This window comes from Streptomyces albireticuli (assembly GCF_021228125.1).
Taxonomy (GTDB): Bacteria; Actinomycetota; Actinomycetes; order Streptomycetales; family Streptomycetaceae; genus Streptomyces; species Streptomyces albireticuli.
In genome coordinates this window covers 303,944-328,033 of sequence record NZ_JAJQQS010000007.1, presented here as the reverse complement: position 1 = coordinate 328,033, position 24,090 = coordinate 303,944, and the positions used below count along the sequence as shown (strand labels likewise).

The following is a 24,090-nucleotide window of genomic DNA, read 5'->3' as shown; positions in this document are numbered from 1 at the left end:
ATGGGTCTTCTGCTGGGGCTGCTGGCCGCGCTGGCGGTGGCCGGGGCCTGCGGGGGCGTCGCCCTCTGGCGCAGCGAGGCGCGGCTGCCCGCCGACCTGGCGCTGGCCCTGGAGGTCGGCGCGACCCGGACCACGGCCGTGGGGTCCGCGGTCGACCGGCTGGGCATGCGGTACGCGCCGCTGGTGCTGCGGATGATGGGTGAGAAGCGGGTCGCGAAGGTCCGCGGGCGCATCGACCGGGCCGGGAACCCGGGCGGCCTGACCGTCGACCGCTACGCGGCGCGACGGGCGGTCTACGGTGCCCTGGGCTTCGGCGGCGCGCTGGTGATGCTGCTGGACGGTGAGGTGCTCCTCGCGCTGCTGCTGGGCGCCTTCGGCCTGTTCTGGATCGAGGTCGGCATCTGGGCGGCGGTGCGCGAGCGCAAGGACGCGATCGACCGGACGCTGCCGGACTTCCTGGACGTCCTCGCGGTGGTGGTGAGCGCGGGGCTGAGCTTCCGGCAGGCCCTCGACCGGGTCTCGGAGAAGTACGAGGGGCCGTGGGCGGACGAACTGCGGATCACCCTGCGGCAGATGGACATGGGCGTCAGCCGCCGGCAGGCCTTCGAGGAGCTGCGGCGGCGCAACGACTCCGAGCAGGTCGCCCAGTTCGTCACCGCCCTCCAGCAGGGCGAGGAGCTGGGCGCGCCGATCGTCGACACCCTGATCGCCCTCGCGGACGATATGCGTCGCACCGATGCGCAGCAGGCGCGCCGCCGTGCGGCGCGCGCCGTCCCCAAGGCCACCGTCGTGATCACCACGTTCATGGTGCCCGGGACGATGATCCTGCTGGTGGCGGGGTTCTTCCTGGGGTCGGGGACGGACTTCGGCTCCCTCATGGGGAAATGAGAGGGGTGAAGCCGGTGGGGCGCGGGGGTGGGACGGTGTGCGTGGGGGTAGCGATGCGGGGGCCTGCCGGGTGTCCTGCGTGTCAACTCCCCCTGAAGGGTGAGGTATCGCGTCGTGTGCCCTGTTCCGCCACTGCTGTTCCGGCGTACTTTTCTTGTGCCGTGAGCGGCGTCACGGGGACGGAGCTACCGGATCCGCCGGGGCCGGCCGCCGATGGAGGGGAAGACGATGGGCAAGCGCTTCTTGGGAAACGACCGCGGCCAGACCGCGATCGAGTATCTGGGCATCATCGCCGTCGTGGTGGCGATCGTCCTCGTGCTGACCCGGACCGACTTCGGCAGCGCGATCGCGAGCGCCATCTCCGACAAGATCACCGAAGTGACCAGCGGCTGACCGGCCGGACGGCACGCCGCCGCGCGGCGGGCGACACGGGGCAGGCGTTCCCGGTCTACCTCACGGCCGTGGCGGGCCTGCTCTTCCTCGCGCTCGCGTTCTTCGCCGTGGGCAGGGCGGGGGCCGACAAGAACGGCGCCCAGACGGCCGCCGACGCCGCCGCCCTCGCCGCGGCCCAGAGCTACCGCGACCAGCTCCGCACCGGCCTCCTGACCGCCCTGGGCGGCCTTACGGGCGACCTGGCGGGCGATCCGACAGGCGGCGGCGCGAACGCCGCGTGGACGGACTGGCTGACCGGCCGCGCCGGCTCGCCCGACGCCGCCTGCGGCGCGGCCGCCTCGTACGCGACCCTCAACGGCGCCGGTCTGGTGGGCGACTGCGAACCGCCGGACGGCGGCCTGCCCGCCGCCTTCACCGTCACCGTAAGGGCCACCGATCCCGTCGGCCGGTCCGTCGTCCCGGGCACCGAGGACACCCACGCGACGGCGACCGCGCGGGCCGTGGTCGAACCGCGCTGTGCCGCCGGTCGGCCCGCCGGGGAGCCGTCGCCCCGGCCTTCGGGCGGGGTGTCGCCCGGGCCTTCGGGAACGCCGTCCCCCGGCCGCCCGGCGCCCGTCGAGATCGTGTGCGGCGGCGAGGTCGTGACGATCGACCCGGCGCGCCCCGGCGACCTCGCGCGCGCGGCCCGGGCGCTCTTCGCGGTCCGCCTGGCGGACTGACGGAAGGCGGACCGCACCGACCGACCTCGACCCCTCCGTACGACCGGCCCGTCCGACCCCTCCGTACGACCGGCCCGACCGGCCCGTCCGCCCGGACCGGCCGCCTGACGTTGACGATCCCGCCCGCCCGGCGACGAACGAAGGAACGCGACCCATGAGCATGCGGCACACGACGAAGGCCCGCAGAGGCGCCGCCGCGGCGGCGCTCGCGGCCGCCCTGACCCTGACCGCCGCGGGCTGCGGCGGAGGCGACGACGCGTCGGACGACTCCGGCGCGGCCGGATCCTCGGCCACCCCGCGCGGCAAGGCGGGGAAGGGGGAGGCGTCGGACGGCGCGGACGCGTCGCCCCCGGCGGCCGGGGCGATAGGTGAGATGAAGGGGCCGGACGGCGTCGTCATCACCCTCACCTCCGCCCGGCGGGACGACGGCGGCTTCGTGACGGTCGACGGCACGCTGACCAACCGCGGCCAGAAGCCCTTCAACGCCATCCACTGGCTCTCCAAGGAGACGGAGATGAAGTCCCGCTCCTCCCTCTCCGGCGCCTCGCTCGTCGACGGCTCCAGCAAGAAGCGCTATCTGGTGCTCCGGGACACCGACGGCGAATGTCTGTGCAGCACGGGCCTGACCAACATCAAGCCCAAGGAGAGCCGGCCGGTCTTCGCGCAGTTCCCGGCGCCGCCCGAGAGCGTCACGGCCGTCGACTTCCAGCTGCCGACCATGCCGTCCGTCCGTGTGCGGATCTCGGGATGAGGCAGGCCGTGACGCCCCGGGCGATCCGCCGCGCCGCCGCCGCGGCGGCCGTGACCACCGCCATGCTGGCCGCCACCGCGCCCGCCGTCACCGCCCGCGCGGACAGCGGTCCCGGCAGCGCCGCCGACACGTCCCCGCCGGTGCGGATCGACCGTAAGGACCCCGACCTGAAGATGCGCTCCGGCGCCGAACTGGCCCCCGGGCGGGTCCTCGACATCAAGTCCGTGGTCGAGACGGGCGACGGCGACGAGCGCCGCGAGGACACCAACGTCGCCGTCACCTTCGCCCTCCAGGCCGAGGTCCTCTTCGACAAGGACAGCGCCTCCCTCGGCACGGACGCCCACTCGAAGATCCGGGCCATCGCGGACGAGGTCACCAAGCAGCGCGCCACCACCCTGAGGGTCTTCGGCTTCACCGACAACCTCGGCTCCACCGCCCACGGCGTCGCCCTGTCCAAGGAGCGTGCCAACGCGGTCCAGCGGCAACTGGCCGAGAACGTCGGCTCGTCCGGCGTCAGCTACCAGATCCGCGGCTACGGCGAGCTGTTCCCGATCGCCGACAACGCCACCGAGGAGGGGCGCCGGAAGAACCGGCGGGTGGAGGTCAGCTTCCCGCGGCGCGGCTGAACGCCCGTCACCCGTACGGGCGGCGGGGGTTATCCACAGGGCTCGCGCGATGCCGGGCGGGTGCGGTCTCCTGGGGCGATGAGGGCGGATCAGCGGAGGCTGCGCGAAGTGGCCGCCGCACAGGGCGGGATCGTGCTGGCCGCGCAGGCCGCCGGCGCCGGGCTGCGGGCGGACGGGGTGGCCCGGTCGCTGCGGCGGGCGGGCTGGAGCCGGATCCTCCCGGGGGCCTGGGCGGAGCCCGGGCGGGTGGTCGACCTGCCGCTGCGGCTGCGCGCCTGGCAGCTGCGCCACCCCGAGCTGGTGGCCAGCCACAGCTCGGCCGCCGCGGCCCACGGCATCGCGCTGCTGCGGCCGTACGGCGCGGAGCTGACCGCGCCCGGCCGGGGGCGGCGGGCCGCGGGGGCCGTGGTGCACGGGATCCCGGTGGCCGAGGAGGAGGTCACCGCCGTCGCCGGGGTACGCGTCACGACACCCGTGCGGACGGTCTGCGACCTGCTGCGGACGCTCCCCCTGGAGGAGGGCGTCATCGCCGCGGACTCCGCGCTCGCCCGGGGCGCGGTGGACACCGGCGAGGTCGAGGCCTCCCTGGCCGCCTCCTCGCGCCGCCCCGGCACGCGCCGGGCGCGGCGGGCCCTCGCGCTCACGGACGCCGGATGCGGCTCCCCGGCGGAGACCAAGGCACGGCTGGAGATGCGCGGCGCCGGACTCCGGCCGGAGTCGCAGGCCGAGGTGGTCACGGCGCGCGGCAGGACGGCGCGGCTGGACTTCCTCTTCCGTGCGGAGGGGCTGGGCGTCGAGATCGAGGGCTTCACCTGGCACGGCAGCCGGGCGGCCCACCAGAACGACACGATGCGCTTCAACGACCTGGCCGGCTGCCCGGAGCTCCGGCGGCTCCTCCGCTTCACCCGCGACGACGTCTTCCACCGCCCCAGGCTCACCGTCCGCACCATCGAGGCGGCCCTCGCCGGCCTCCGTGCGGAACCCTCGCGCCCGCCGCGCACCGCAGGGCAGGATGGGGCACCGCTGAGGCCGGGGACTGCTGAGGGAGGCGGGAGATGAGGGGCTGCTGGCTCGTCGGAACGGCCGCGCTGGGGGTGCTGGCGGCGGCCGGGAGCGCCGGGGCGGCCGGGCAGGGCAGGGGCGCGGGCGCCGTGCCGGTCTACCGGATGGCGCCGGGCGCGCAGGAGGTCCGCGGCTCCGGGAGCGCCACCGGCGGGCCGTTACTGAGGCCGGGCTCCGCCACGTACACGGACAGCGTCAGGCCCGGCGAGCGCAAGTACTACAGCGTCGAGCTGGACGCCGGTTCCAGCGCCTACGTCTCGGCGGTGGCCGTGCCCCGGCCCGGTGCCACGATGGGCACGCGGGACGGCATCGACGTGGTCCTGGAGGACGCGGCCGGCACCCCGTGCGGGGCCGGCCGGCACCGTACGTTCCTGTCGGCGGGCGGCGCCTATCCCGTCGCCGACTACGCGGAGCGGGTGGTCCGGCAGGGCGCGCCCTGCGGCGCCGCGGGCACGTACCGCTTCGTGGTGCGGCGGGGCGACGCGGCGGGCGGGGACACGGCGGCCGTGCCCGTCGAGCTGCGGTACGAGACGGGGCCGGCGGCGCGGCCCGAAGACGCCGCGACGTCCTCCGGAGCCTGGAGCTCACAGCCTCCGCCCCGGTCGCGCCGCACGGCTGCGGAGGTCGTCGGAGGCTCCGGGTTCAACGACGCGGCGGAGATCCGGGCCGGGGCCTGGAAGGACGAACTCCGCCCCGGCGAGACGCGCTTCTACCGGGTCTCGGTCGACACCGGCCGGCAGCTGTTCGCCAGCGCGCGGTTCGCGGGCGCGGGGGACGACGGCACCGCCCCGTACGTGATCAGCGGGGTGCGGCTGGGGCTGAGCAACACCGCCCGCGGATACGTCATGAACAAGACGGCCGGCTATCAAGGGCGGGACGCGACGCTCTCGCTGGCGACCCCTCCCGCGGGCGCGGGGGGAGGAGGCGGGGGCGGGGACGCGGTGCGGGGGATGCGCTTCGCGGGCTGGTACTACCTTCAGGTGAGCCTGAACCCCAAGGTGGGGCGGGGTGGTTCGGGTGCGGTGCCGGTCACCCTCGACGTCGACGTCGCCGACGCGCGGGTGTCCGCGGGGCCGGTCCGCAAGTCTTCCGAAGGCGGGGCGACGGCGGCGAGGAGCGGTGAGGGCGGGGGTGGGGCGTTGCGGGTGGTCGGCTATGCGGGGGTGGGGGTCGGGTCGGTGTTGCTGCTGGGGCTGGGGGTCTGGACGGTGCGGGTGCGGCGGGGGTAGGGGGGGCGCCTGCGGCGGGCCTTTTCCCCACCCCGCCCCTTCCCGAATGTCCTCAAGCTCCCCCAGCTACCGCTGGGAGGTGCCCCCAGACGGGCTGAAATCAGCCCGTCCGGCGCTTGAGGACCGGGGTCCGGGGCGGAGCCCCGCTTCGGGAAGGGGCGGGGTGGGGAAAAGGCCCCGCACCCCACCCGTCACCCGACCCGCACCCCCACCCGCGTTCCCACCCCCACACCCCACCGCCCCCACGCCCCCGCCGAAGCCTCCAGCACATGCCGCCCCCGAACCCGCGGCCACCCCAACCGCCCCGGAACCATCGTCCGGACCGCCAGCACCGTCAACTCCCGGTCCAGATAGGCCACATCGATCGCGAACCGCATCCGGAACGTGTGGACGGAGGACGCCGGCGTGAGGAGCAGCGCCCCCTCGACGCCGTCCCGGCCGAGGAGCCCCCGCGTGCGGGCGCGGTAGGAGGAGGCGATCTCCAGTGGGACCGGAGGGGGTTCGGGGACGCCGGGGGGACCGGGGAGGAGGAGCAGGCCGGTGCCGTCCCGCCATCGGGGCATGCCATGGTCCTTCCGCGCGGAGCCGGGGCCTCACGGCACTTTATCCACAGGCTCCGGCGGGGACCGGCGATCGTCCGTAATCTCGGGTCATGGATGCGCTGTTAGTCGTCCTCGCGGCCGTGTACGGGGCGTTGGCCGGGCGGGTCGTCGCCCGGGCGCGGTATCGGCTGAGCGTGGAGCCGGAGGAGCCCTGGCGGTCGGCCGGGCCGTGCGGGCACGCCGTCGGGGGCTGGCTGGGCCGGTCCCGCTGCGGGGTGTGCGGGGTGGGGTACGGCGGGGGAGCGCGGTGGCCCGCGGTGGCCACGGCGCTGGGCTGCGCGGGGCTCGCCGCCGCCGCGGGCGCCCGCCCCGAGCTGGCGGTGTGGCTGCTGGCCGCGCCCGTGGCGGTGCTGCTGGCGGCGGTCGACCGCTCGGTGCGGCGGCTGCCCGACGTCCTGACGCTGCCGCTGGCCGCCGGGGTGGCGGCCCTGCTGGGGGCGGCCGCGCTCATACCCGGGGCCGCGGGCTCCTGGGCGGGGGCCCTGCTGGGCGGCCTGGCGATGGGAGGGGGCTATCTGGTGCTGTTCCTGGTCCATCCGGGCGGGATGGGGTTCGGGGACGTGAAGCTCGCGCTCGGCCTGGGCTGCGCCCTCGGCTGGTACGGCTGGCCGGTGGTCTTCGCGGGCGCGTTCGCGGGGCTGCTGCTCGGCTCGCTGTACGGCACGGCGCTGCTGGTGACGCGGCGGGCCGCGCGCGGGACGGCGCTGGCCTTCGGGCCGTTCATGATCGCGGGTGCGTGGCTGGGGGTGCTGCTGGGCGGCGCGGCGGTCACCGCCTGATCTTTTAGATCAATCGATCCAAAACATGTTACGGTCGTTTCATGGCCCGACCCAGGAAGTTCGACGAGGAGCGGGCGGTCGACGCGGCGATGGAGGCGTTCTGGACCGCCGGGTACGAAGCGACCTCCACCCAGGATCTGTGCGACGCCACCGGTCTGGGCAGGAGCAGCATCTACAACGCCTTCAAGAGCAAGCACGACCTCTTCCAGCGGGCCCTGGGGCGCTATCTGGAGACGAAGACCGCCTCGCTGACCGAGCTGCTCGAATCGGACCTCCCGGCGCGGGAGAAGGTCCGCGCGATGCTGGAGCGCATCGTCGAGGAGGAGTGCGCGCACGCCGAGGACGGTCGCGGCTGTCTGTTCGTCAACACCGCGGTGGAGCTGGCCGCCCGCGACGCCGAGGTGGCGCGCGAGCTGGAGCGTGACTACCGGCGCCGCCTGGAGGCGCTGACGGCCGCCCTGGAGGCCGGGCAGCGCGACGGCGACATCGACACCGCCAAGGACGCCCGTACGCTCGCGCACTTCGTGGCCGCCGCCATCGGGGGTATGCGGGTCTCGGCGCGCGCCGGCATCGGGCGGGCGGCGCTGGAGGGCATCGCCCGCACCACGGTCGACGCCCTCTGAGCCCCGGGCGCGGCCGCGCGCCCGAAGGCGCGCCGGCGGCGAGTTCGTCGTCGCCGGACTGATGCCGCAGATGGCCGAGGGGCTGGACGTCACCGTCCCCGAGATCGGCTACCTCATCACCGCCTTCGCGGTGGCCATGGCCCTCGGCGGCCCCCTGCTGACCGTGGCCGTGCTGAGGACGCGCCAGAAGTGGGCGCCGCTCTTCCTGTTCGCCGTCTCCCTGGCCGGCACCGTCATGGCGGCCGCGGCGCCCGACTACGGGGTCATGCCGGCGGCGCGCGTCATAGGCGGCGTCGCCTCCCAGGCGTTCTTCGGCGTCGCCCTCTCGATCTGCGCCCAGCTGACCCGCCCGGAGGTCCGCGGCCGGGCCATGGCCGTCGCCCTGAACGGGCTGATGCTCGGCACCCTGCTCGGGATGCCCCTGGCCACACTGATCGGCGAGCGGCTGGGCCGGCGCGCCGCCTTCTGGGCCATCGCCGCCCTGACCGTGGCCGCCGCGCTCCGCACCCTCGCCGGTGCGCCCCGGCCGGAGCGCTCCGAGGGCGGCGGGAGCCTCCGTCACGAGCTGGGGGCCTTCCGGAACCCGAAGCTCTGGCTGACCCTCTCCACCAGCACCTTCATCACCCTCGGCGTCACCATCGGGTCATGGGCGGGCGGTATCGGGTCATGGGTGGGCGGTCTGGTGATCGGTCCGTTCGGTCTGCGGGCCCCGCTCCGGCTCGGCGCCGCGCCGGCCCTGATCGGTCTCGCCACTCTCGTCCCCGCGCTTGTCCCCGGTCGGCCCACCCGGAATGGACATCTGGCGCAAAACGCCGAGCTCGCTACCGAAAGTGTCCACGCGTGACGCCAAAAACAGCCAAACGCGTCAAGCGAGGGTGACTTTTCAGGACGTTTTTAGAAAGGCTGGAGAGCGGGATTCCGATCGGCCCCGTCGTGGCCGGTTCTACGCCGTAGGGCCAGTGCTGGCGGGCCTCACGGGCCCCGAAGCGACCGTCCGTACCGCCCCGTTCAAGATCAACAACGTCACCCAGTGTCAGCACGGCGCGCGCCGTCACCCCCGCCGGTGCGCGGAACACGTGCTCCGAGCGGTTAAGGTGGAAACCCCCCCTCGGGCCGGTCCGTATCCCCCCCACGGACCGGCCCGTTTTTCTGCCCGGGCGTCACGGTGCGTGACGGAACGGAGACCCGTCGGGTTTCAGCCGCGTCGGGCCCAGATGTTGACACCTTCGGTACTCACCGCGAAGGAGTCGATCTCGGACAGCTCCTCGTCGGTCAGTTTCGACGTCCCGAGCGCGGCGACATTCGCCTCCAGCTGACGCACGCTGGACGCGCCGATCAGCGCCGAGGTCATCCGCGGGTCGCGCAGCACCCACGTCAGGGCCAGCTGGGCCAGGGACTGCCCACGGCGCTCCGCGATGGTGTTCAGCCCGTGCAGCCGCTCCACGACGTCGTCCGTCAGCAGGCCCGGGTCGAGCGACTTGCCCTGCGAGGCGCGGGAGCCCTCCGGGACGCCGTGCAGGTACTTGTCGGTCAGCAGGCCCTGGGCGAGCGGAGCGAAGGAGATGCAGCCCATGCCCTCCGCCTCCAGGGTGTCCAGCAGGCCGTCGTCCTCCGTCCAGCGGTTGATCATCGAGTAGGAAGGCTGGTGGATCAGGGCCGGGACACCCATCTCGCGCAGCAGCCGGGCCGCTTCACGGGTCTGCTCGGCGTTGTACGACGACACGCCCGCGTAGAGCGCCTTCCCCTGCCGCACGGCGGACGCGAGGGCGCCCATCGTCTCCTCCAGCGGGGTCTCCGGATCGAAGCGGTGCGAGTAGAAGATGTCGACGTAGTCGACACCCATCCGGCCCAGCGACGCGTCGAGCGAGGAGAGCAGGTACTTCCGCGAACCCCACTCCCCGTACGGACCCGGGTGCATGAGATATCCGGCCTTGGTGGAGAGCACCATTTCGTCACGGTACGACCGGAAGTCCTGGGCGAAGATCTTGCCGAAGTTCACCTCGGCGGAGCCCGGCGGCGGGCCATAGTTGTTGGCCAGGTCGAAGTGGGTGACGCCCAGGTCGAAGGCGCGGCGGAGAATGGCGCGCTGCGACTCCAGGGAGCGGTCGTCGCCGAAGTTGTGCCACAGTCCCAGGGAGATGGCCGGCAGCTTGAGGCCGCTGCGCCCCGTACGCCGGTACTCCATCGAGTCGTAGCGGGATTCGGCCGCGCGATAGTGCGCGGAATGAGTGGAATCGGTCATGTGTATCTGACTATCACGGACCTGTGACAGGCCGAGTTGGGTCCTCGTGACACGCGGGCAGTAATGTGGCGCCCTCGGGGCGACCGCCGTGGCATGGAGGGGCTGGAAGACGTGAAGTTGCGCGACCTGGTGTACAGGCTCTACGCACGCCGGGTGGAAGGCCGCCTCGACCACGCCCAGGTGCCCAAGCACATCGGCGTCATCCTGGACGGCAACCGACGCTGGGCGCGGGCCGACGGCCGCACGCTCGAGCAGGGGCACCAGGCGGGCGCGGACAAGATCTCGGAGCTGCTCGGCTGGTGCGCCGAGACCGACGTCGAGGTCGTCACCCTCTGGATGCTCTCGACCGACAACCTGGACCGGCCGGCCGATCAGCTCAAGCCGCTGCTCGGCATCATCGAGAACACGGTCCGCGGCCTGGCCGCCGACGGGCGCTGGCGCGTCCACCACGTGGGCACCATGGACCTGCTGCCGCCGCGCACCCAGTCGGTGCTGAAGGAGGCCGAGCAGGACACCCTCGGCGTCGACGGAATACTGGTCAACGTGGCCGTCGGCTACGGCGGCCGGCAGGAGATCGCGGACGCGGTGCGGTCGCTGGTGCTCGAAGCCGCCGAGAACGGCTCCTCCTTCGAGGAACTGGCCGAGACCGTCGACGTCGAGCACATCTCCAAGCACCTCTACACACGCGGTCAGCCCGACCCGGATCTGGTCATCCGCACCAGTGGCGAACAGCGTCTGTCCGGATTCATGCTCTGGCAGAGCGCGCACTCCGAGTACTACTTCTGCGAAGTCTTCTGGCCGGCTTTCCGGAAGGTCGACTTCCTTCGCGCACTACGGGATTACGCGGCGCGGCACCGTCGTTACGGCGGCTGACGAGAGGTTCGCGAAGGGCCCGGCAAAGCGTCCGTCAGGGGCGGCGGACAAGCCGGTTGACAGGTCGGAACCGAGGGCCGGAGCGGCTGCTCCGGAGGCCGGCGGAACAAGGGTTCATCTCGCCGTCGCATATGCCGTTGCATGGTCAAGCGGTCCAGCGGGAATATCCCCTCCAGGTCGACGGTCTGTCCAAAGACCGTCGCTCTGCCAGCGGGCGGCATGGGGCCGCCCGCCCGGGAGGCCCTTTGCACACGGACGACGACCGTGCGGACCGTGCGGACCCGACAGGTCGCGCGGACGACGCGGAGGGCCGGCGTCCGGCCCTCGAAGGGCATCGACCCGGCCCATTCCCCGGCGACGCCGTCGCGCCCCGACCTCTCCCCGAGGGGGTTCGTCCACCCGTGGTGACCAGCAAGAAGCGCCGTGAGAACGACCGGCGCACCTATGTCCTCGACACCAGCGTCCTGCTGGCCGACCCAGGCGCCATGTCCCGCTTCGAGGAGCACGAGGTCGTGCTGCCCGTGGTGGTGGTCACGGAGCTGGAGGCCAAGAGGCACCACCCCGAGCTCGGTTATTTCGCCCGGCAGGCGCTGCGTCTGCTGGACGGATACCGGGTGCAATTCGGCCGCCTCGACTCACCGATTCCGATCGGTGAGTTGGGCGGGACGCTCAGGGTCGAGCTCAACCACTCGGACACGGGCATACTGCCCGCCGGGTTCCGCCTCGGCGACAACGACTCGCGCATTCTCGCGGTCGCCCGCAATCTCCAGGCGGAGGGCTACGACGTCACGGTCGTGTCCAAGGACCTGCCCCTGCGCATCAAGGCGTCCGCGGTCGGCCTGCTGGCGGAGGAGTACCGCGCCGAGCTCGCCATCACGGACTCGGGCTGGACGGGCATGGCGGAGCTCGCCGTCACCGCCGAGCAGGTCGACGAGCTCTACGCCACCGAGGCCATCGACGTCCCGGAGGCGGCGGAACTGCCGGTGCACACGGGTCTGGTTCTCCAGTCCGAGCGCGGCAAGGCCCTCGGCCGGGTGGCCGCCGACGGCTCCGTACGGCTGGTCCGCGGCGACCGGGAGGCGTTCGGCATCCACGGCCGCAGCGCCGAGCAGCGCGTCGCCCTGGACATGCTCCTGGACCCGGACATCGGCATCGTGTCCATGGGCGGCCGGGCCGGCACCGGCAAGTCGGCGCTGGCGCTGTGCGCCGGGCTGGAGGCCGTCCTGGAGCGGCGGCAGCACCGCAAGGTGATGGTCTTCCGGCCGCTGTACGCGGTGGGCGGCCAGGAGTTGGGCTATCTGCCCGGCAGCGAGGCCGAGAAGATGAGCCCGTGGGCCCAGGCCGTCTTCGACACCCTCTCGGCGGTGACGAGCGCCGAGGTGATCGAGGAGGTCGTCGGGCGCGGCATGCTGGAAGTGCTGCCGCTCACCCATATCCGCGGCCGGTCATTGCATGACGCATTCGTGATCGTGGACGAGGCCCAGTCGCTCGAAAGGAATGTCCTGCTGACCGTTCTGTCGCGTATCGGGGCCAATTCACGGGTGGTTCTCACCCACGACGTGGCACAGCGCGACAACCTGCGCGTGGGGCGTTACGACGGAGTGGTCGCCGTCGTCGAGAAGCTGAAGGGTCATCCGCTCTTCTCGCATGTCACTCTGACGCGTTCGGAGCGTTCCCCGATCGCGGCGCTGGTGACCGAAATGCTGGAGGACGGCCGTATCTGATACGGATCCGTCTCGTCCGTCGTCTCCGGGATGCCGGAGCGGGCCCTTCATGAAGCCCCCGCGGACGGCGGCTTGACGACAGCGCGCGGCAAAGCGAAGGAGCTTAGCCGCGCGCTGTTGTGCGGCGCTCCGCTTTCCGGGAAATCCCAGGCGTAAACGGCGTGTGAGCTTTCCCACGCAACGCGGAATTGCCTCGGGGCGTCCCGGTCGGGCAAAGTCTGGGTCCTGTCAGGCCCCCGCATACGGCACCACCGCACCTCCTTGGGGTGCGACACCACAGAACTGAACAGCGTCGCCGTATGCCGCCCGAGCGTCACACGGACCTCCCTCGCGGGAGGCCCCACCGGGTCAGCGCCTTCTGTGACCAGTCGGTTCCACCGCTCCACGGGACCGGCACGACGGAGGCCAGCGCCAGGGGCACGATTGCGTCCGCGAGGTCACCTATGCGGGCGACGCTGGAAGGAAACCGTGTGAGCCGGATTTCGGTCCGGGGATTCGCCGTGGCGTCCGCCACCGCGGTCACCACCGTCGGCGCCGTCGTTGGTGTCGCCTCGGGCAGCGACCAGGGCACGACCCCTCAGGTCGAGGCCACCGCAGCCGACGCGACGCTCCTCGCGGAGATCCCCGTCGGACACAACGTCCAGGCGCAGACCGCTTCCCTGACGCAGCAGGCGGACACCCAGTCCGACGCGGCGGACACGGCCGCGAAGAAGGGTGCCGAGGAGGCCGCGCGCAAGCAGGCCGCCGAGGACGCCACCGCCAAGAAGGACGCCGCGGACGCCGCTGCGAAGAAGGAGGCGGAGGAGAAGGAGCAGGCGAAGAAGGACGCCGAGGAGCGCGAGAAGAAGGACGAGGTCGGCAGCCGGTCCGCCGCGCGCGACGCCTCCGACTTCGCGGTCAAGAGCTCCTATTCCACCGCCGAGGTCCAGGCGATGGCGCGGCAGATGGTCCCCGGTGACCAGTTCCAGTGCTTCAGCAACATCGTGAACAACGAGAGCAGCTGGGACTACACCGCGACCAACGCCTCCTCGGGCGCCTACGGTCTGGTGCAGTCGCTGCCCGCCTCCAAGATGTCGTCGGCCGGCGCCGACTGGCGGACCAACCCCGCCACCCAGATCAAGTGGGGCCTCGGCTATATGAACGAGCGCTACGGCAGCCCCTGCGGCGCCTGGTCGTTCTGGCAGGCCAACCAGTGGTACTAGCCGCCTAGGCCGTACCTACGGTAGCTTCCACGCCTTTCGCGGGACCCCCGGCCGGAACCCGGCCGGGGGTCCCGTGTGTCTTCCCCCCGACGCCTGTCGGCATCGATGACAGCGGGCGCAGGTAACGTCGTCCCCATGGCCGCGGGGGAGTGGGGGTAAAGGAAGAGAAATGTCCAGATTGCCAAGATTGGTCGGGGGGGTGGGAGCGGGCCTGTCCCGCCTCGCCGACCGTCTCGAAGCCCGGAAGGGCGAGGACCCGGGTACGGCGGAGACGCCGGACGCGGTGAGCCCGCCGCCCTCCCGCCCCGAACCCGTGCCCGCCGCGGCCCCCGTACCGGCGGCCGCCGGTACGGGCGCCGCCGTGCCGCCGCCCGCGGCGGCCCCGGCCGAACACGTACCGCCGCCGCCCGGCTATGCTCCGGCCGTCGCCGCGCGCCCCGACCCGGTGGCCACCGTCCCCTGGGGCGTGCGCGTCGCGGCCGAGGTGGCGTGGCGGCTGCTGATCCTCGCCGGCACGCTCTGGGTGCTGATGCGGGTGATCAGCGCGGTCCAGCTGGTGGTGCTCGCCTTCACCGCGGCGCTGCTCATCACGGCGCTGCTCCAGCCCACCGTCGCCCTGCTCAAACGGCGCGGCGTGCCTCGCGGCCTGGCCACGGCGATGACCTTCATCTCCGGGTTCGTGGTCATGGGCCTGGTCGGCTGGTTCGTGGTCTGGCAGGTGACGGAGAACCTCGACGACCTGTCCAAGCAGGTCCAGCAGGGCATCAAGGACCTCAAGCACTGGCTCCTCAACAGCCCGTTCCACGTCACCGAGGACCAGATCAACAACATCGCCGACAACCTCAGTCAGGCGATCGGCACCAACACCAAGGACATCACCTCGGCGGGCATCGAGGGCGTCCAGGTCATCATCGAGGTACTCACCGGCATCCTGCTGGCGATGTTCAGCACGCTCTTCCTGCTCTACGACGGCCCGAAGATCTGGGAGTGGCTGCTCAAGCTGTTCCCGGCGGCGGCCCGCGAGGGCGTGGCGGGCGCGGGCCCGCGCGCGTGGGCGACGCTGACGGCGTATGTGCGCGGCACGGTGATAGTGGCCCTGATCGACGCGATCTTCATCGGCATAGGGCTGTTCTTCCTCGATGTGCCGCTGGCCGTGCCGCTGGCCGTGTTCATCTTCCTCTTCGCCTTCATCCCCCTCGTCGGCGCGGTGGTCTCCGGCGCGCTGGCGGTGGTCGTGGCGCTGGTGACGCGCGATGTCTTCACGGCGATGATGGTGCTGGTCGTGGTGCTCGCGGTGCAGCAGATCGAGGGCCATGTCCTCCAGCCCTTCATCCTGGGCCGGGCGGTGCGGGTCCACCCGCTCGCGGTGGTCCTCTCGGTGGCCGCGGGCTCGCTGGTCGCGGGCATCGGCGGCGCGGTGGTCGCGGTCCCGCTGGCCGCCGTCACCAACACGGTCGTCGGCTATCTACGGGCCCACGCCAAGGAGAACGCCCTGCGAGCGGCGGCGGCCGACGGCCCCCGGCCGGAGGAGCCGGCCGCGGTGACCGCGGAGGCGGTGGCCGCGGGCGCGGCGCCGCCCGGTGCGCCACCGGGCGAGGAGTCCCCGCGGACCTGACGCGGAGTCCGTCCGGCGCGGAGCCCGGCTCCGCGCCGGACGTTCCCGCGCGGGGGGAACGACAAAACGGAACGGTCCGCCGACCTGATGGTCGGCGGACCGTTCCGTTTTGTGCTCCGGGCGGCGGTGCCGTCCGTCAGCTGTTCAGCACGGCCTCGGCCTCGAGGGTCGCGCCCACGGCCTGCAGCACCGAGGCGATCTTGAACGCCTCCTGGATCGTCTCGCGCTCCACGCCGGCCTTGCGCAGCACCTGCTCGTGGGAGTCGAGGCACATGCCGCAGCCGTTGATGGCGGAGACGGCCAGGGACCACAGCTCGAAGTCGACCTTCTCCACGCCGGGGTTGCCGATGACGTTCATCCGCAGACCCGCGCGCAGGTTGCCGTACTCCGGGTCCGACAGCAGGTGCCGGGTGCGGTAGTAGACGTTGTTCATCGCCATGATGGCCGCTGCGGACTTGGCCGCGGTGTACGCCTCGGGGGAGAGGTTCTCCTTGGCCACCGGCTCCAGCTCACGCAGGACGATCGGCGAACGGGTCGCGATCGCGCAGGAGAGGACCGTGCCCCACAGCTGCTGCTGGGGAAGGTCGGAGTTGCCGATGACCGAGCCGAGGTTCAGCTTCAGGTCCTTGGCGTAGTCCGGTATCGCGGACTTCAGCTCGTCGAGGGCCATCGGGTCACTCGCCCGCGAGCAGCGCGACCGGGTCGAGGGTCGTCTCGCCCTTGTTCCAGTTGCACGGGCACAGCTCGTCGGTCTGCAGCGCGTCGAGGACCCGCAGGACCTCCTTGGGGTTACGGCCGACGGAACCGGCGGTCACCATGACGAACTGGATCTCGTTGTTCGGGTCCACGATGAAGACGGCGCGCTGGGCGTAGCCGTCCTCGCCCTCGACGCCGCAGGCCTGCATGAGCTCGTGCTTGGCGTCGGCCAGCATCGGGAAGGGCAGGTCACGCAGGTCGGCGTGGTCCTTGCGCCAGGCGTGGTGGACGAACTCGGAGTCGCCGGAGACGCCGAGGATCTGGGCGTCACGGTCGGCGAACTCGTCGTTCAGCTTGCCGAAGGCCGCGATCTCGGTCGGGCACACGAAGGTGAAGTCCTTGGGCCAGAAGAAGACGACCTTCCACTTGCCCTCGTAGGTCTTGTTGTCGATCTGCGCGAAGGCCTTGTCCGCGTCGAGGTCGACGCAGGCGGTCAGGTCGAACTCGGGGAACTTGTCACCGACAGTGAGCACGCGCTCTCCTTGTAACGAGAAACGTCCCATTTCGGGAGCTTCCTTCGGGTTGGACAGACCAACCCTGCCACAGGAGCCATTGATAACGGAAATAGCTAGACTGATGGAAGTTGATCGGAGGTGGTTATCAGTCATGTCTCCCATAGCCCCGGGGAAGGACCCCGGCCAGAGCCCCGCGGGGGGTGCCACGAAGGCCGCGCCGGCCCGGCCGCGCCAGCTCAGCCTCGCCCAGCTGCGTGCCTTCGCCGCCGTCGCGGAGCACCTGCACTTCCGCGACGCCGCGTCCGCGATAGGGATGAGCCAGCCCGCGCTCTCCGGCGCCGTCTCGGCGCTGGAGGAGGTGCTCGATGTCCAGCTTCTTGAGCGTACGACAAGAAAAGTGCTGCTCAGCCCGGCAGGCGAGCGGCTCGCCGCCCGTGCCCGTACCGTCCTCGACGCCGTCGGCGAGCTGCTGGAGGAGGCCGACGCGGCCCGCGCGCCCTTCACCGGAGTGCTCCGGCTCGGGGTGATCCCGACCGTGGCGCCCTATCTGCTGCCCACGGTCCTGCGACTGGTCCACGACGCCTATCCGGCCCTCGACCTCCAGGTGCACGAGGAGCAGACCGCGTCCCTGCTGGACGGGCTCTCCCAGGGCCGGCTGGACCTCCTGCTGCTCGCCGTGCCCCTCGGCGCGCCCGGGGTGACGGAGCTCCCGCTCTTCGACGAGGACTTCGTGCTCGTCACTCCGAGTGACCACTGGCTGGCCGGGCGCGGGGACATCCCGCGCGCCGCGCTGCGCGAGCTGGACCTGCTGCTCCTGGACGAGGGCCACTGCCTGCGCGACCAGGCGCTCGACATCTGCCGGGAGGCGGGCCGCACGGCCGGGCTGCCCGTGACGACCAGCGCCGCCGGGCTGTCGACCCTGGTCCAGCTGGTCGGCGGCGGCATGGGCGTCACGCTGCTGCCGCGTACGGCGCTGCGCGTCGAGGCCGACCGCAACGAGGACCTGGCCACGGGCTATTTCGCCGACCCCGCGCCCTCGCGCAGGGTCGCCCTGGCGATGCGCGCGGGCGCGGCGCGGCAGGAGGAGTTCGAGCAGTTCGCCGAGGCGCTGCGGGCCGCCATGCGCGGCCTTCCGGTGCGGATGCTCCGGGGCTGACGCGAGGCCATGGACGTACGTGCGTACGGGTGGGGGCGGTGCTTTGTCGCACCGCCCCCACCCGTACGTCGTCCGCCTACTCCGTGTGGAGCCCGTCCGGCCGCATCAGCCGCCACATGGGCGGCAGGCTGGCGAGCGTCACCAGCACGATGAGGCCCGCGCCCGCCCCGACCAGCGGCAGGAAGGCGGTCCAGTCCGTCACCGTGCGGCCGATCAGCGCGAGGGTCGCCCGGCCCAGTGCCAGGCCGCCCGCGACGGCGAGGGCCAGGCCCAGGGTGACGGGGATCGCGGTCTGCCAGAGCACCGACCAGCCCACGGTGGAGCGGGGGACCCCGGAGGCGACCAGGGCGGACAGCAGCCGCCTGCGCTCCCGCAGCTGCTCCACCGTGCTGACGAGCATGCTCGCGCCGATCAGGGCCAGGACGAGGACCGCCCCGATCAGCAGGCCCTGCCGCACGGCCGCGTAGTGGTCGTCCTTCACCACGCCGCCCGCCCGCCAGATCCGCAGGGCGGGGTCGATGGCGGCCGCGGTGTTGCGGACCCGCTCGATGGCGTCCAGGTCACCGGGCCGGACCTTCACTCCGAACGTGGTCTCCGCGTCCGGGATCTTCGCGATGTCGACGGCCGACGGCGTGGCCAGCACGCCGAACCGGTGCTCACCGATCGCGTCGGGGCGGGTCGGCACGACGCGTGCCGTGGTGGGGACCGTCCAGCGGAACGTGCGCGCGGACGGCCCCTCCGCCCACTCCTTGATGGTCAGCTCGGTGCCCGGCGGGAACCGGCGGGCCGTGTCGACGTCGCCGTCCGGCTCCTGGGCGACGAAGGTGTCGCCGTCCCGGCACTCCCCGATGTCGGCCAGCTCCCGCAGGGTGGCGCAGTCGCCGATCGTGAGCGTGGTGACGGAGAAGGGCCCTCCGTTCTCCTTGTCGGCGTAGCGCTCCACGAACCCGGTGACGCCCGTGACGCCCTCGGTGGCCTTCAGCCGGTCCACCCAGCCGTGCACCTCCGCGGCCGTGCCGGGGCGGAACTGCCCGTGCAACGCCGAGTGGCTGGGCTCCTCCGGCCTCGGGGGGCCGCTCTGGGTACCGGCGAGGAACATCTGGATCGCGATGGCCCCGGCCACGGCGACGGTGATGCCGCTGACCGCGCGGGCCGCCGGGCCGCTGTTGAGCTGGAGCCGCCGGACGGCCAGCTGCCAGGCCACCGGCCCGCCCCGCAGCCGGGCCACGCAGCGCTCGACGAGCCAGGGCAGCAGGGCCGTGACGCCGACCAGGAGGAGCGCCGCGCCCGCGACGACCCGGCAGGTGTCCACCGAGATCCCGTAGGTCATCGGGTCCGCGCCCGTGAACCCCGGCACCAGCAGCGCGACGCCCGCGGCCGGGACGAGCAGCCGCCACCACAGCCTGCGGCGCCGGGCCGCACCGCCGCGCGTGACGCCCAGCGGCTCCACGGCGACCCGGCGCAGCGCGAAAAGAGTGACGACCACGGCCACGGCGGGCACGCCGAGCGCGACGAGCGCGGTGAGGGGCGCGCTCGGGGCGAGGTCGGCGGGGAAGACCGCGGCCTCCCGGATGGTGACGTCGGCCGCGAAGCGGCGTACGAAGAGGAAGAGGCACGCGCCGACGGCCAGCCCGGCCAGCGCGCCGCACAGTGCCTCACCGGCGGCGATCCGCCGGATCGTCCTGACGTCCGCGCCGATCAGCCGCAGCGCGGCGAGCCGCCGGTCGCGCTCCCCGCCGCCGAAGCGCACGGCGGTGGCGAGGAAGACGGCGACCGGCATCAGCAGGACGACGCAGCCCAGGGCGCCCAGGACGAGGGCCGCCGGGTCCGGGGGCGGCAGGTCCGCGCCGTCGCCGAAGCGGTCGACGCGCACGGCGTGGGCGTCCGTGCCGAGCCGGTCGGAGCCGATGTAGTAGTAGAGCTCGTCGGGGCCGGCGAGACCGGCGTCGGAGATCGTGCCGACGAGCCGGTGGGCGAACCGGTCCCGCAGCAGCGCGCCCGCGTCGGACTTCAGCAGTCGCTCCAGGGCGGGGGAGAGCGCCATCTCGCCGGGGGCGGGCAGTCGGTCCAGGCCGGGCGGTACGGGCGCCTCCGGTCCGTCCGCCCGCACCAGCGTGCCGCGGACGGGCTTGTCCCGGAAGTCCGTCTCGACGGCGCGGACCAGCAGGGTGTCAGCGGCCGGATCCAGCCGTTCCGAAGCCTCGGTGGGCACCGCTCTCGCGGTCTCCCGGTGCGACCGCTGGGACAGCACCTCCGGGACGGACGCCGCGATCAGCAGCAGCGTCACCCCGAGGCCGACGCCCACCGCGGTGAGCGCGGTGCGCAGCCGGCCGTCCCGGCCGCCCGTAAGGGCGAAGCGGGCGCCCGTGGTGAGGTCCCGCAGCCAGGCGGCGACCCCGGTGGGGCCGGCGGGCCGGGGGTTGGTTCCTGTGGGTCCGATCGACATGCCGAGGAATGTACACGGTGTGTATACACGGCATGTATAGACGGAGTTTTGAGTTGTCTGAAAACATTCGCTCAGTAATCGAACGTAAAGGAGACGGAGACCCGGATCCCGGCTTCGGCTCGGTCGCCCTCAGTCCGTGTCGCGCTCCTGGCCGTCACCCTTCGGCGGGCGGCCCCGCCGGGGCAGCGCGCCCGTCCCCTTCGGCAGCCGCCCGGCCTCGGCGAGCGCCTTGCGCAGCAGGAACTCGATCTGTGCGTTGGCGCTGCGCAGCTCCTCGCCCGCCCAGCGCGTGAGCGCGTCGTGGACCAGCGGGTCGAGCCGCAGCAGCACCTGCTTGCGCCGCCGCGGCCCGCGCTCGGGCGGGAGGTCCTCCGTCACTGGTAGAGGGTGCCCGTGTTGAGGACCGGCTGCGCCGCGCGGTCCCCGCAGAGCACCACCATCAGATTGCTCACCATGGCCGCTTTCCGCTCCTCGTCCAGCTCCACGAAGCCCTGCTCGCTGATCCGCTCCAGGGCTTCCTCCACCATCCCGACCGCGCCCTCGACGATCAGCTTCCGGGCCGCGACGACCGCGCCCGCCTGCTGCCGCTGAAGCATCGCGGAGGCGATCTCCGGAGCGTAGGCCAGGTGCGTGAACCGCGACTCGATGATGTGCACACCGGCGGCCTCGACGCGGGCGTGCAGCTCGACGGCGAGCTTCTCGGTGATCTCCTCGGCGTTGCCGCGCAGGGAGAGCGCGTCGTCGTCGTGCGCGTCATAGGGGTACTCGATGGCGATGTGCCGCACGGCCGCCTCGGTCTGGGTGGAGACGAACTCCAGGAAGTCGTCCACCTCGAACAGCGCCTGCGCGGTGTCCTCCACCCGCCAGACCACCACGGCGGCCAGCTCGATGGGGTTGCCGTAGGCGTCGTTGACCTTCAGGACGGCGGTCTCGTGGTTGCGCACCCGGGTCGAGATCTTCTCGCGGCTGGTGAAGGGGTTCACCCAACGCAGGCCCTCGGTGCGGATCGTGCCGCGGTAGCGGCCGAAGAGCTGGACGACGCGGGCCTCGCCCGGGGCGACGGTGTTCAGCCCGCTCATCGCCGTGACGGAGGCGAGGCCGATCAGGATGCCGCAGGCCACGAGCACCGCGCACGGGACCGTACGCCCGGCGTTGCCGAGGGCGACCCCCCAGGCGATCGCGCCGCCGCCGGCCAGCAGTCCGGCCAGCCCCAGCAGCAGGGCGAGGCCGCCGCCGATGTCGTGGGCCGGCTTCTCCCGCACCTGTGGCGCGGGCATCTCCGGTACGTCCGCCGACGTCACGACGTCGGCCGCGCCGATGGTGTCCGGCATGGCGATCCCCCTGTTTCCTCGCTGATTTCACCTGTACCCGACGGCCGCGCGATGGTCGGCGCGCGGTGTCGGCTGTCTAGCAAAGTGATAGCACATTATCGCCCTGTACGGTTTTCCGCACTGCGCCGTACCCGGTTCCCGCCATCCGGGGTGCTGTATGTCACGTGCGTCAAAGCCTTGATCGATGGGCGTTTGGTGACAGTTGCGGTGTTAGCTTCGTGAGCTGGGTTGGGGGCGGACAGAGTGGAGCTACGGGAGAGATGGGCCGAGCGGAAGCGCGACGGGCGCAGAACAGCACCCGCACAACAAAGGGCAAGAAGCCCAAGAAGACAGGCATACGCCGCTTCTTCACGTGGAAGAAGCTGCTCGCCTACTTCGTGGGTCTGATAGCCCTCGGCGCGGGCGCCTTCGTGGCGCTCTATCTGTACGTCGACGTCCCCGACAGCAAGACGGCGACGAAGTTGCAGAGCAACATCTACAAGCTCAGCAACGGCACGGTGCTGGCCCGTACGGGCCAGGTCAACCGTGAGGAAGTCCCTCTGAGCAAGATCCCCAAGAACATCCAGGACGCCGTCGTCGCGGCGGAGAACAAGAACTTCTGGACCGACCCCGGCGTCGACGTCAAGGGCACCGCCCGAGGCATCCTCAACACCGTGATGGGCCGCGGCAAGCAGGGTGGCTCGACCATCACCCAGCAGTACGTCAAGAACTCCTACCTGAGCCAGGAGCAGACCGTCACCCGCAAGGTGAAGGAGCTGATCATCTCGCTCAAGGTGCAGCAGAAGGTCGACAAGAAGGACATCCTCGCCGGGTACCTGAACACCAGTTACTACGGCCGGAACGCCTACGGCATCCAGGCCGCCGCCCGCGCGTACTACAACAAGGACGTCGACAAGCTCACCCTCGAAGAGGGCGCCTACCTGGCCGCGCTGCTCCAGGCCCCGAGCCAGTACGACTGGACCGTGGCGACCGACGACGGCAAGAAGAACGCGCAGAACCGCTGGAACTACGTCCTCGACAAGATGGTCGAGATGAAGTGGCTCACCGCGGAGAAGCGCAAGGACATGAAGTTCGAGGTGCCGAAGGACCCCAAGCCCCCGAAGGGCATGAGCGGTCAGAACGGCTACCTCGTCAAGGCGGCGGAGCAGGAGATCGAGCGGGTGCTGCGCGCGCAGGGCCGCAGCGAGAGCGACCTGGCGGCCGGCGGCTGGACCATCACGCTCAGCATCGACCCGACGAAGCAGAAGGAGCTGGAGAAGGCGGTCTACCAGCAGGTGACCCGCAAGCTGGATCCCCAGGCCCGCAAGGTCGACGCGTACGCCCAGGTCGGCGCCGCATCGGTGGACCGCAAGACCGGCAGGGTCGTGGCCCTCTACGGCGGCCAGGACTACCTCAAGCACTTCAGCAACAACGCCACCCGCGAGGACTACCAGCCGGCCTCCACCTTCAAGCCGCTGATCTTCGCCTCCGCGCTGCAGAACGAGGCCAAGAACGAGAACGGCCAGCGCATCACGGCCGGCACGATCTACGACGGCACCAGCAAGCGGCCCGTCCGCGGCGGCGACACGGCCTTCGCCCCGGAGAACGAGGACGACGTCAGCTACGGCCCGGTGACCGTCCAGGAGTCGATGAACAAGTCCATCAACTCCGCGTTCGCGCAGATGGCGGTCGACGTGGGCCTCGGCAAGGTCAAGAAGACCGCCGTCGACATGGGCATGAACGGCAAGGCCGGCAACTTCGAGGAGGTGCCCGCCATGTCGCTGGGCTCCATGGGCGCGAGCCCCCTCCGGATGGCCGGTGCCTACGCCACTCTCGCCAACCACGGCAAGAAGGTCACCCCGACCCTCGTCGCCTCGGTCACCCGCAACGGCGGCCAGAAGCTGGACATGCCCGACCCGATCGGCAGCCAGGTCCTCGACCGCACCAACGCCGACAACGTCACGCAGATCCTCAAGGGCGTGGTCAACGACGGTACGGCCAAGGTCGTGCAGAACGCGACGTACGCGGTGGCGGGCAAGACCGGCACCTCCGACGACAACAAGTCGGCGTGGTTCTCGGGCTACACCCCCGGCCTGGTCACCACGGTCGGCATGTTCGGTGAGGGCCCCGGCGGCAAGCAGGTCCCGCTGACCAACACCGGCGGCCACGACGGCCGTATCAACGGTGGCGGCTACCCGGCCGAGATCTGGGCCGACTACATGAGCGAGGCCGCGGACGGCGACACCGAGTTCGACCTGGAGACGGACGAGGCGGCCGTGGTGCCCCCGCCGCCCGCCCCGCCGGCCTCCTCGCAGCCCTCCACGCAGCCCTCGCACACGCCGTCGGCCACGCCCTCGCGGCAGTCGCAGTCGCCGACGCCGAGCACCTCCAAGCCGCCGTCCCAGCAGCCTTCGTCCCCGCCGGCCTCGCAGTCCGCGAAGCCGCCGAAGCCGCCCACCCCGTCGAACAAGCCCTCGCCCAGCACGGGCGGCGGCGGTGCCGACGGCGGGACGGTGCCCAACGGCGGGCGCGAGGAACCGAAGAACTGACCCGGCCCGCACCGGACACGAGGGGCGGCCGCCCGCCGCGCGAGAAGCGCGGCGGGCGGCCGCCCCTTTTCCGTCGTTCCCGTCGTTCCC

At 72.1% G+C, this 24,090-nt stretch carries 22 protein-coding genes and 1 pseudogene; 16 read left to right on the top strand and 7 right to left on the bottom strand.

Going from position 1 to position 24,090, the window contains the following annotated elements:
- The 7 genes from LUZ64_RS16420 (at position 1) to LUZ64_RS16390 (ending at position 5,668) form a co-directional block, all read left to right on the top strand.
- A complete protein-coding gene (locus LUZ64_RS16420) occupies positions 1-888 on the top strand; it encodes a DUF5936 domain-containing protein (protein WP_095585081.1) in 888 nt (295 codons plus the stop codon).
- A gap of 228 nt (positions 889-1,116) precedes the next feature.
- Positions 1,117-1,281 carry a Flp family type IVb pilin gene (locus tag LUZ64_RS16415; RefSeq protein ID WP_107422008.1) on the top strand — a complete coding sequence of 55 codons (165 nt, stop codon included), beginning with the start codon at positions 1,117-1,119 and terminating at the stop codon, positions 1,279-1,281.
- Positions 1,278-2,000, top strand: a complete 723-nt coding sequence (locus LUZ64_RS16410) for a pilus assembly protein TadG-related protein (protein ID WP_095581791.1) — start codon at positions 1,278-1,280, stop codon at positions 1,998-2,000. The genes LUZ64_RS16415 and LUZ64_RS16410 overlap by 4 nt, the downstream gene beginning before the upstream one ends.
- Before the next feature lie 154 nt (positions 2,001-2,154).
- A complete protein-coding gene (locus LUZ64_RS16405; protein ID WP_095581790.1) occupies positions 2,155-2,751 on the top strand; it encodes a hypothetical protein in 597 nt (198 codons plus the stop codon).
- Positions 2,748-3,377, top strand: coding sequence for an OmpA family protein (locus LUZ64_RS16400; protein WP_095581789.1), 630 nt, complete (start codon positions 2,748-2,750; stop codon positions 3,375-3,377). The genes LUZ64_RS16405 and LUZ64_RS16400 overlap by 4 nt, the downstream gene beginning before the upstream one ends.
- A 78-nt stretch (positions 3,378-3,455) precedes the next feature.
- Positions 3,456-4,436 carry a putative endonuclease domain-containing protein gene (locus tag LUZ64_RS16395; RefSeq protein ID WP_211305044.1) on the top strand — a complete coding sequence of 327 codons (981 nt, stop codon included), beginning with the start codon at positions 3,456-3,458 and terminating at the stop codon, positions 4,434-4,436.
- On the top strand, positions 4,433-5,668 hold the full coding sequence (locus LUZ64_RS16390) for a hypothetical protein (protein WP_232390088.1): 1,236 nt from the start codon (positions 4,433-4,435) through the stop codon (positions 5,666-5,668). Before LUZ64_RS16395 ends, LUZ64_RS16390 begins: the two co-directional genes overlap by 4 nt.
- 191 nt (positions 5,669-5,859) lie before the next feature.
- Here LUZ64_RS16390 and LUZ64_RS16385 read toward each other — a convergent pair whose 3' ends face one another.
- Entirely contained in the window at positions 5,860-6,231 is a 372-nt protein-coding gene (locus LUZ64_RS16385) for a DUF192 domain-containing protein (RefSeq protein ID WP_232390262.1), read from the bottom strand.
- 89 nt (positions 6,232-6,320) lie between these two features.
- On the opposite strand from LUZ64_RS16385, the gene LUZ64_RS16380 reads away from it, so the two are divergent.
- The 3 genes and pseudogenes from LUZ64_RS16380 to LUZ64_RS16370 form a co-directional block, all read left to right on the top strand.
- Positions 6,321-7,049 (top strand): prepilin peptidase, encoded by a 729-nt coding sequence (locus tag LUZ64_RS16380; RefSeq protein ID WP_232390261.1) that lies wholly within the window; start codon positions 6,321-6,323, stop codon positions 7,047-7,049.
- A 41-nt stretch (positions 7,050-7,090) separates the two neighbouring features.
- Positions 7,091-7,672, top strand: a complete 582-nt coding sequence (locus LUZ64_RS16375) for a TetR/AcrR family transcriptional regulator (protein ID WP_095584892.1) — start codon at positions 7,091-7,093, stop codon at positions 7,670-7,672.
- A gap of 46 nt (positions 7,673-7,718) precedes the next feature.
- A pseudogene (locus LUZ64_RS16370) lies at positions 7,719-8,516 on the top strand (MFS transporter); the annotation flags it as partial.
- Between the two features lie 351 nt (positions 8,517-8,867).
- Here the strand turns inward: LUZ64_RS16370 and mgrA are convergent.
- Entirely contained in the window at positions 8,868-9,914 is a 1,047-nt protein-coding gene (gene mgrA / locus LUZ64_RS16365) for an L-glyceraldehyde 3-phosphate reductase (protein WP_095584894.1), read from the bottom strand.
- 111 nt (positions 9,915-10,025) lie between these two features.
- Between mgrA and LUZ64_RS16360 the strand changes: the two genes are divergently transcribed.
- The 4 genes from LUZ64_RS16360 to LUZ64_RS16345 all read left to right on the top strand — a co-directional run bounded on the left by LUZ64_RS16360 (position 10,026) and on the right by LUZ64_RS16345 (position 15,328).
- Entirely contained in the window at positions 10,026-10,787 is a 762-nt protein-coding gene (locus LUZ64_RS16360) for an isoprenyl transferase (protein ID WP_095584905.1), read from the top strand.
- Between the two features lie 401 nt (positions 10,788-11,188).
- Complete coding sequence (gene phoH2, locus LUZ64_RS16355) at positions 11,189-12,511, top strand: RNA 5'-3' helicase PhoH2 (protein ID WP_087926496.1); 1,323 nt, start codon at positions 11,189-11,191, stop codon at positions 12,509-12,511.
- A 470-nt stretch (positions 12,512-12,981) separates the two neighbouring features.
- Positions 12,982-13,713 carry an aggregation-promoting factor C-terminal-like domain-containing protein gene (locus LUZ64_RS16350; RefSeq protein WP_087926495.1) on the top strand — a complete coding sequence of 244 codons (732 nt, stop codon included), beginning with the start codon at positions 12,982-12,984 and terminating at the stop codon, positions 13,711-13,713.
- A 169-nt stretch (positions 13,714-13,882) separates the two neighbouring features.
- Positions 13,883-15,328 (top strand): AI-2E family transporter, encoded by a 1,446-nt coding sequence (locus LUZ64_RS16345; protein ID WP_095584895.1) that lies wholly within the window; start codon positions 13,883-13,885, stop codon positions 15,326-15,328.
- Between the two features lie 136 nt (positions 15,329-15,464).
- On the opposite strand, the gene LUZ64_RS16340 is transcribed toward LUZ64_RS16345, so the two are convergent.
- Together LUZ64_RS16340 and LUZ64_RS16335 are read right to left on the bottom strand one after the other, a co-directional pair.
- Positions 15,465-15,998, bottom strand: coding sequence for an alkyl hydroperoxide reductase (locus tag LUZ64_RS16340; protein WP_095584896.1), 534 nt, complete (start codon positions 15,996-15,998; stop codon positions 15,465-15,467).
- A gap of 4 nt (positions 15,999-16,002) precedes the next feature.
- On the bottom strand, positions 16,003-16,557 hold the full coding sequence (locus tag LUZ64_RS16335; protein ID WP_095584897.1) for a peroxiredoxin: 555 nt from the start codon (positions 16,555-16,557) through the stop codon (positions 16,003-16,005).
- Between the two features lie 133 nt (positions 16,558-16,690).
- On the opposite strand from LUZ64_RS16335, the gene LUZ64_RS16330 reads away from it, so the two are divergent.
- Positions 16,691-17,695: a hydrogen peroxide-inducible genes activator gene (locus LUZ64_RS16330; RefSeq protein WP_095584898.1), complete on the top strand. Its 1,005-nt coding sequence runs from the start codon at positions 16,691-16,693 to the stop codon at positions 17,693-17,695.
- 76 nt (positions 17,696-17,771) lie between these two features.
- Here LUZ64_RS16330 and LUZ64_RS16325 read toward each other — a convergent pair whose 3' ends face one another.
- From LUZ64_RS16325 to LUZ64_RS16315, 3 genes are all read right to left on the bottom strand, one after another.
- The gene (locus tag LUZ64_RS16325) at positions 17,772-20,141 is read right to left on the bottom strand and encodes an ABC transporter permease (protein ID WP_095584899.1); all 2,370 of its coding nucleotides are present in this window, start codon (positions 20,139-20,141) and stop codon (positions 17,772-17,774) included.
- Between the two features lie 129 nt (positions 20,142-20,270).
- Entirely contained in the window at positions 20,271-20,519 is a 249-nt protein-coding gene (locus LUZ64_RS16320) for a type II toxin-antitoxin system antitoxin (RefSeq protein ID WP_095584900.1), read from the bottom strand.
- Positions 20,516-21,472: an SPFH domain-containing protein gene (locus tag LUZ64_RS16315; RefSeq protein WP_095584901.1), complete on the bottom strand. Its 957-nt coding sequence runs from the start codon at positions 21,470-21,472 to the stop codon at positions 20,516-20,518. Before LUZ64_RS16315 ends, LUZ64_RS16320 begins: the two co-directional genes overlap by 4 nt.
- Positions 21,473-21,732: 260 nt before the next feature.
- Between LUZ64_RS16315 and LUZ64_RS16310 the strand changes: the two genes are divergently transcribed.
- Positions 21,733-24,000, top strand: a complete 2,268-nt coding sequence (locus LUZ64_RS16310; RefSeq protein WP_095584902.1) for a transglycosylase domain-containing protein — start codon at positions 21,733-21,735, stop codon at positions 23,998-24,000.
- Positions 24,001-24,090 lie beyond the last annotated feature (90 nt).

Bases quoted from the DNA above. Each gene is read 5' to 3' on its own strand.
- LUZ64_RS16420 (WP_095585081.1), top strand. From the start codon at position 1: ATGGGTCTTCTGCTGGGGCTGCTGGCCGCGCTGGCGGTGGCCGGGGCC.
- LUZ64_RS16415 (WP_107422008.1), top strand. From the start codon at position 1,117: ATGGGCAAGCGCTTCTTGGGAAACGACCGCGGCCAGACCGCGATCGAG.
- LUZ64_RS16405 (WP_095581790.1), top strand. From the start codon at position 2,155: ATGAGCATGCGGCACACGACGAAGGCCCGCAGAGGCGCCGCCGCGGCG.
- LUZ64_RS16400 (WP_095581789.1), top strand. From the start codon at position 2,748: ATGAGGCAGGCCGTGACGCCCCGGGCGATCCGCCGCGCCGCCGCCGCG.
- LUZ64_RS16395 (WP_211305044.1), top strand. From the start codon at position 3,456: ATGAGGGCGGATCAGCGGAGGCTGCGCGAAGTGGCCGCCGCACAGGGC.
- LUZ64_RS16390 (WP_232390088.1), top strand. From the start codon at position 4,433: ATGAGGGGCTGCTGGCTCGTCGGAACGGCCGCGCTGGGGGTGCTGGCG.
- LUZ64_RS16385 (WP_232390262.1), bottom strand. From the start codon at position 6,231: ATGCCCCGATGGCGGGACGGCACCGGCCTGCTCCTCCTCCCCGGTCCC.
- LUZ64_RS16380 (WP_232390261.1), top strand. From the start codon at position 6,321: ATGGATGCGCTGTTAGTCGTCCTCGCGGCCGTGTACGGGGCGTTGGCC.
- LUZ64_RS16375 (WP_095584892.1), top strand. From the start codon at position 7,091: ATGGCCCGACCCAGGAAGTTCGACGAGGAGCGGGCGGTCGACGCGGCG.
- mgrA (WP_095584894.1), bottom strand. From the start codon at position 9,914: ATGACCGATTCCACTCATTCCGCGCACTATCGCGCGGCCGAATCCCGC.
- LUZ64_RS16345 (WP_095584895.1), top strand. From the start codon at position 13,883: ATGTCCAGATTGCCAAGATTGGTCGGGGGGGTGGGAGCGGGCCTGTCC.
- LUZ64_RS16340 (WP_095584896.1), bottom strand. From the start codon at position 15,998: ATGGCCCTCGACGAGCTGAAGTCCGCGATACCGGACTACGCCAAGGAC.
- LUZ64_RS16330 (WP_095584898.1), top strand. From the start codon at position 16,691: ATGTCTCCCATAGCCCCGGGGAAGGACCCCGGCCAGAGCCCCGCGGGG.
- LUZ64_RS16325 (WP_095584899.1), bottom strand. From the start codon at position 20,141: ATGTCGATCGGACCCACAGGAACCAACCCCCGGCCCGCCGGCCCCACC.
- LUZ64_RS16315 (WP_095584901.1), bottom strand. From the start codon at position 21,472: ATGCCGGACACCATCGGCGCGGCCGACGTCGTGACGTCGGCGGACGTA.
- LUZ64_RS16310 (WP_095584902.1), top strand. From the start codon at position 21,733: ATGGGCCGAGCGGAAGCGCGACGGGCGCAGAACAGCACCCGCACAACA.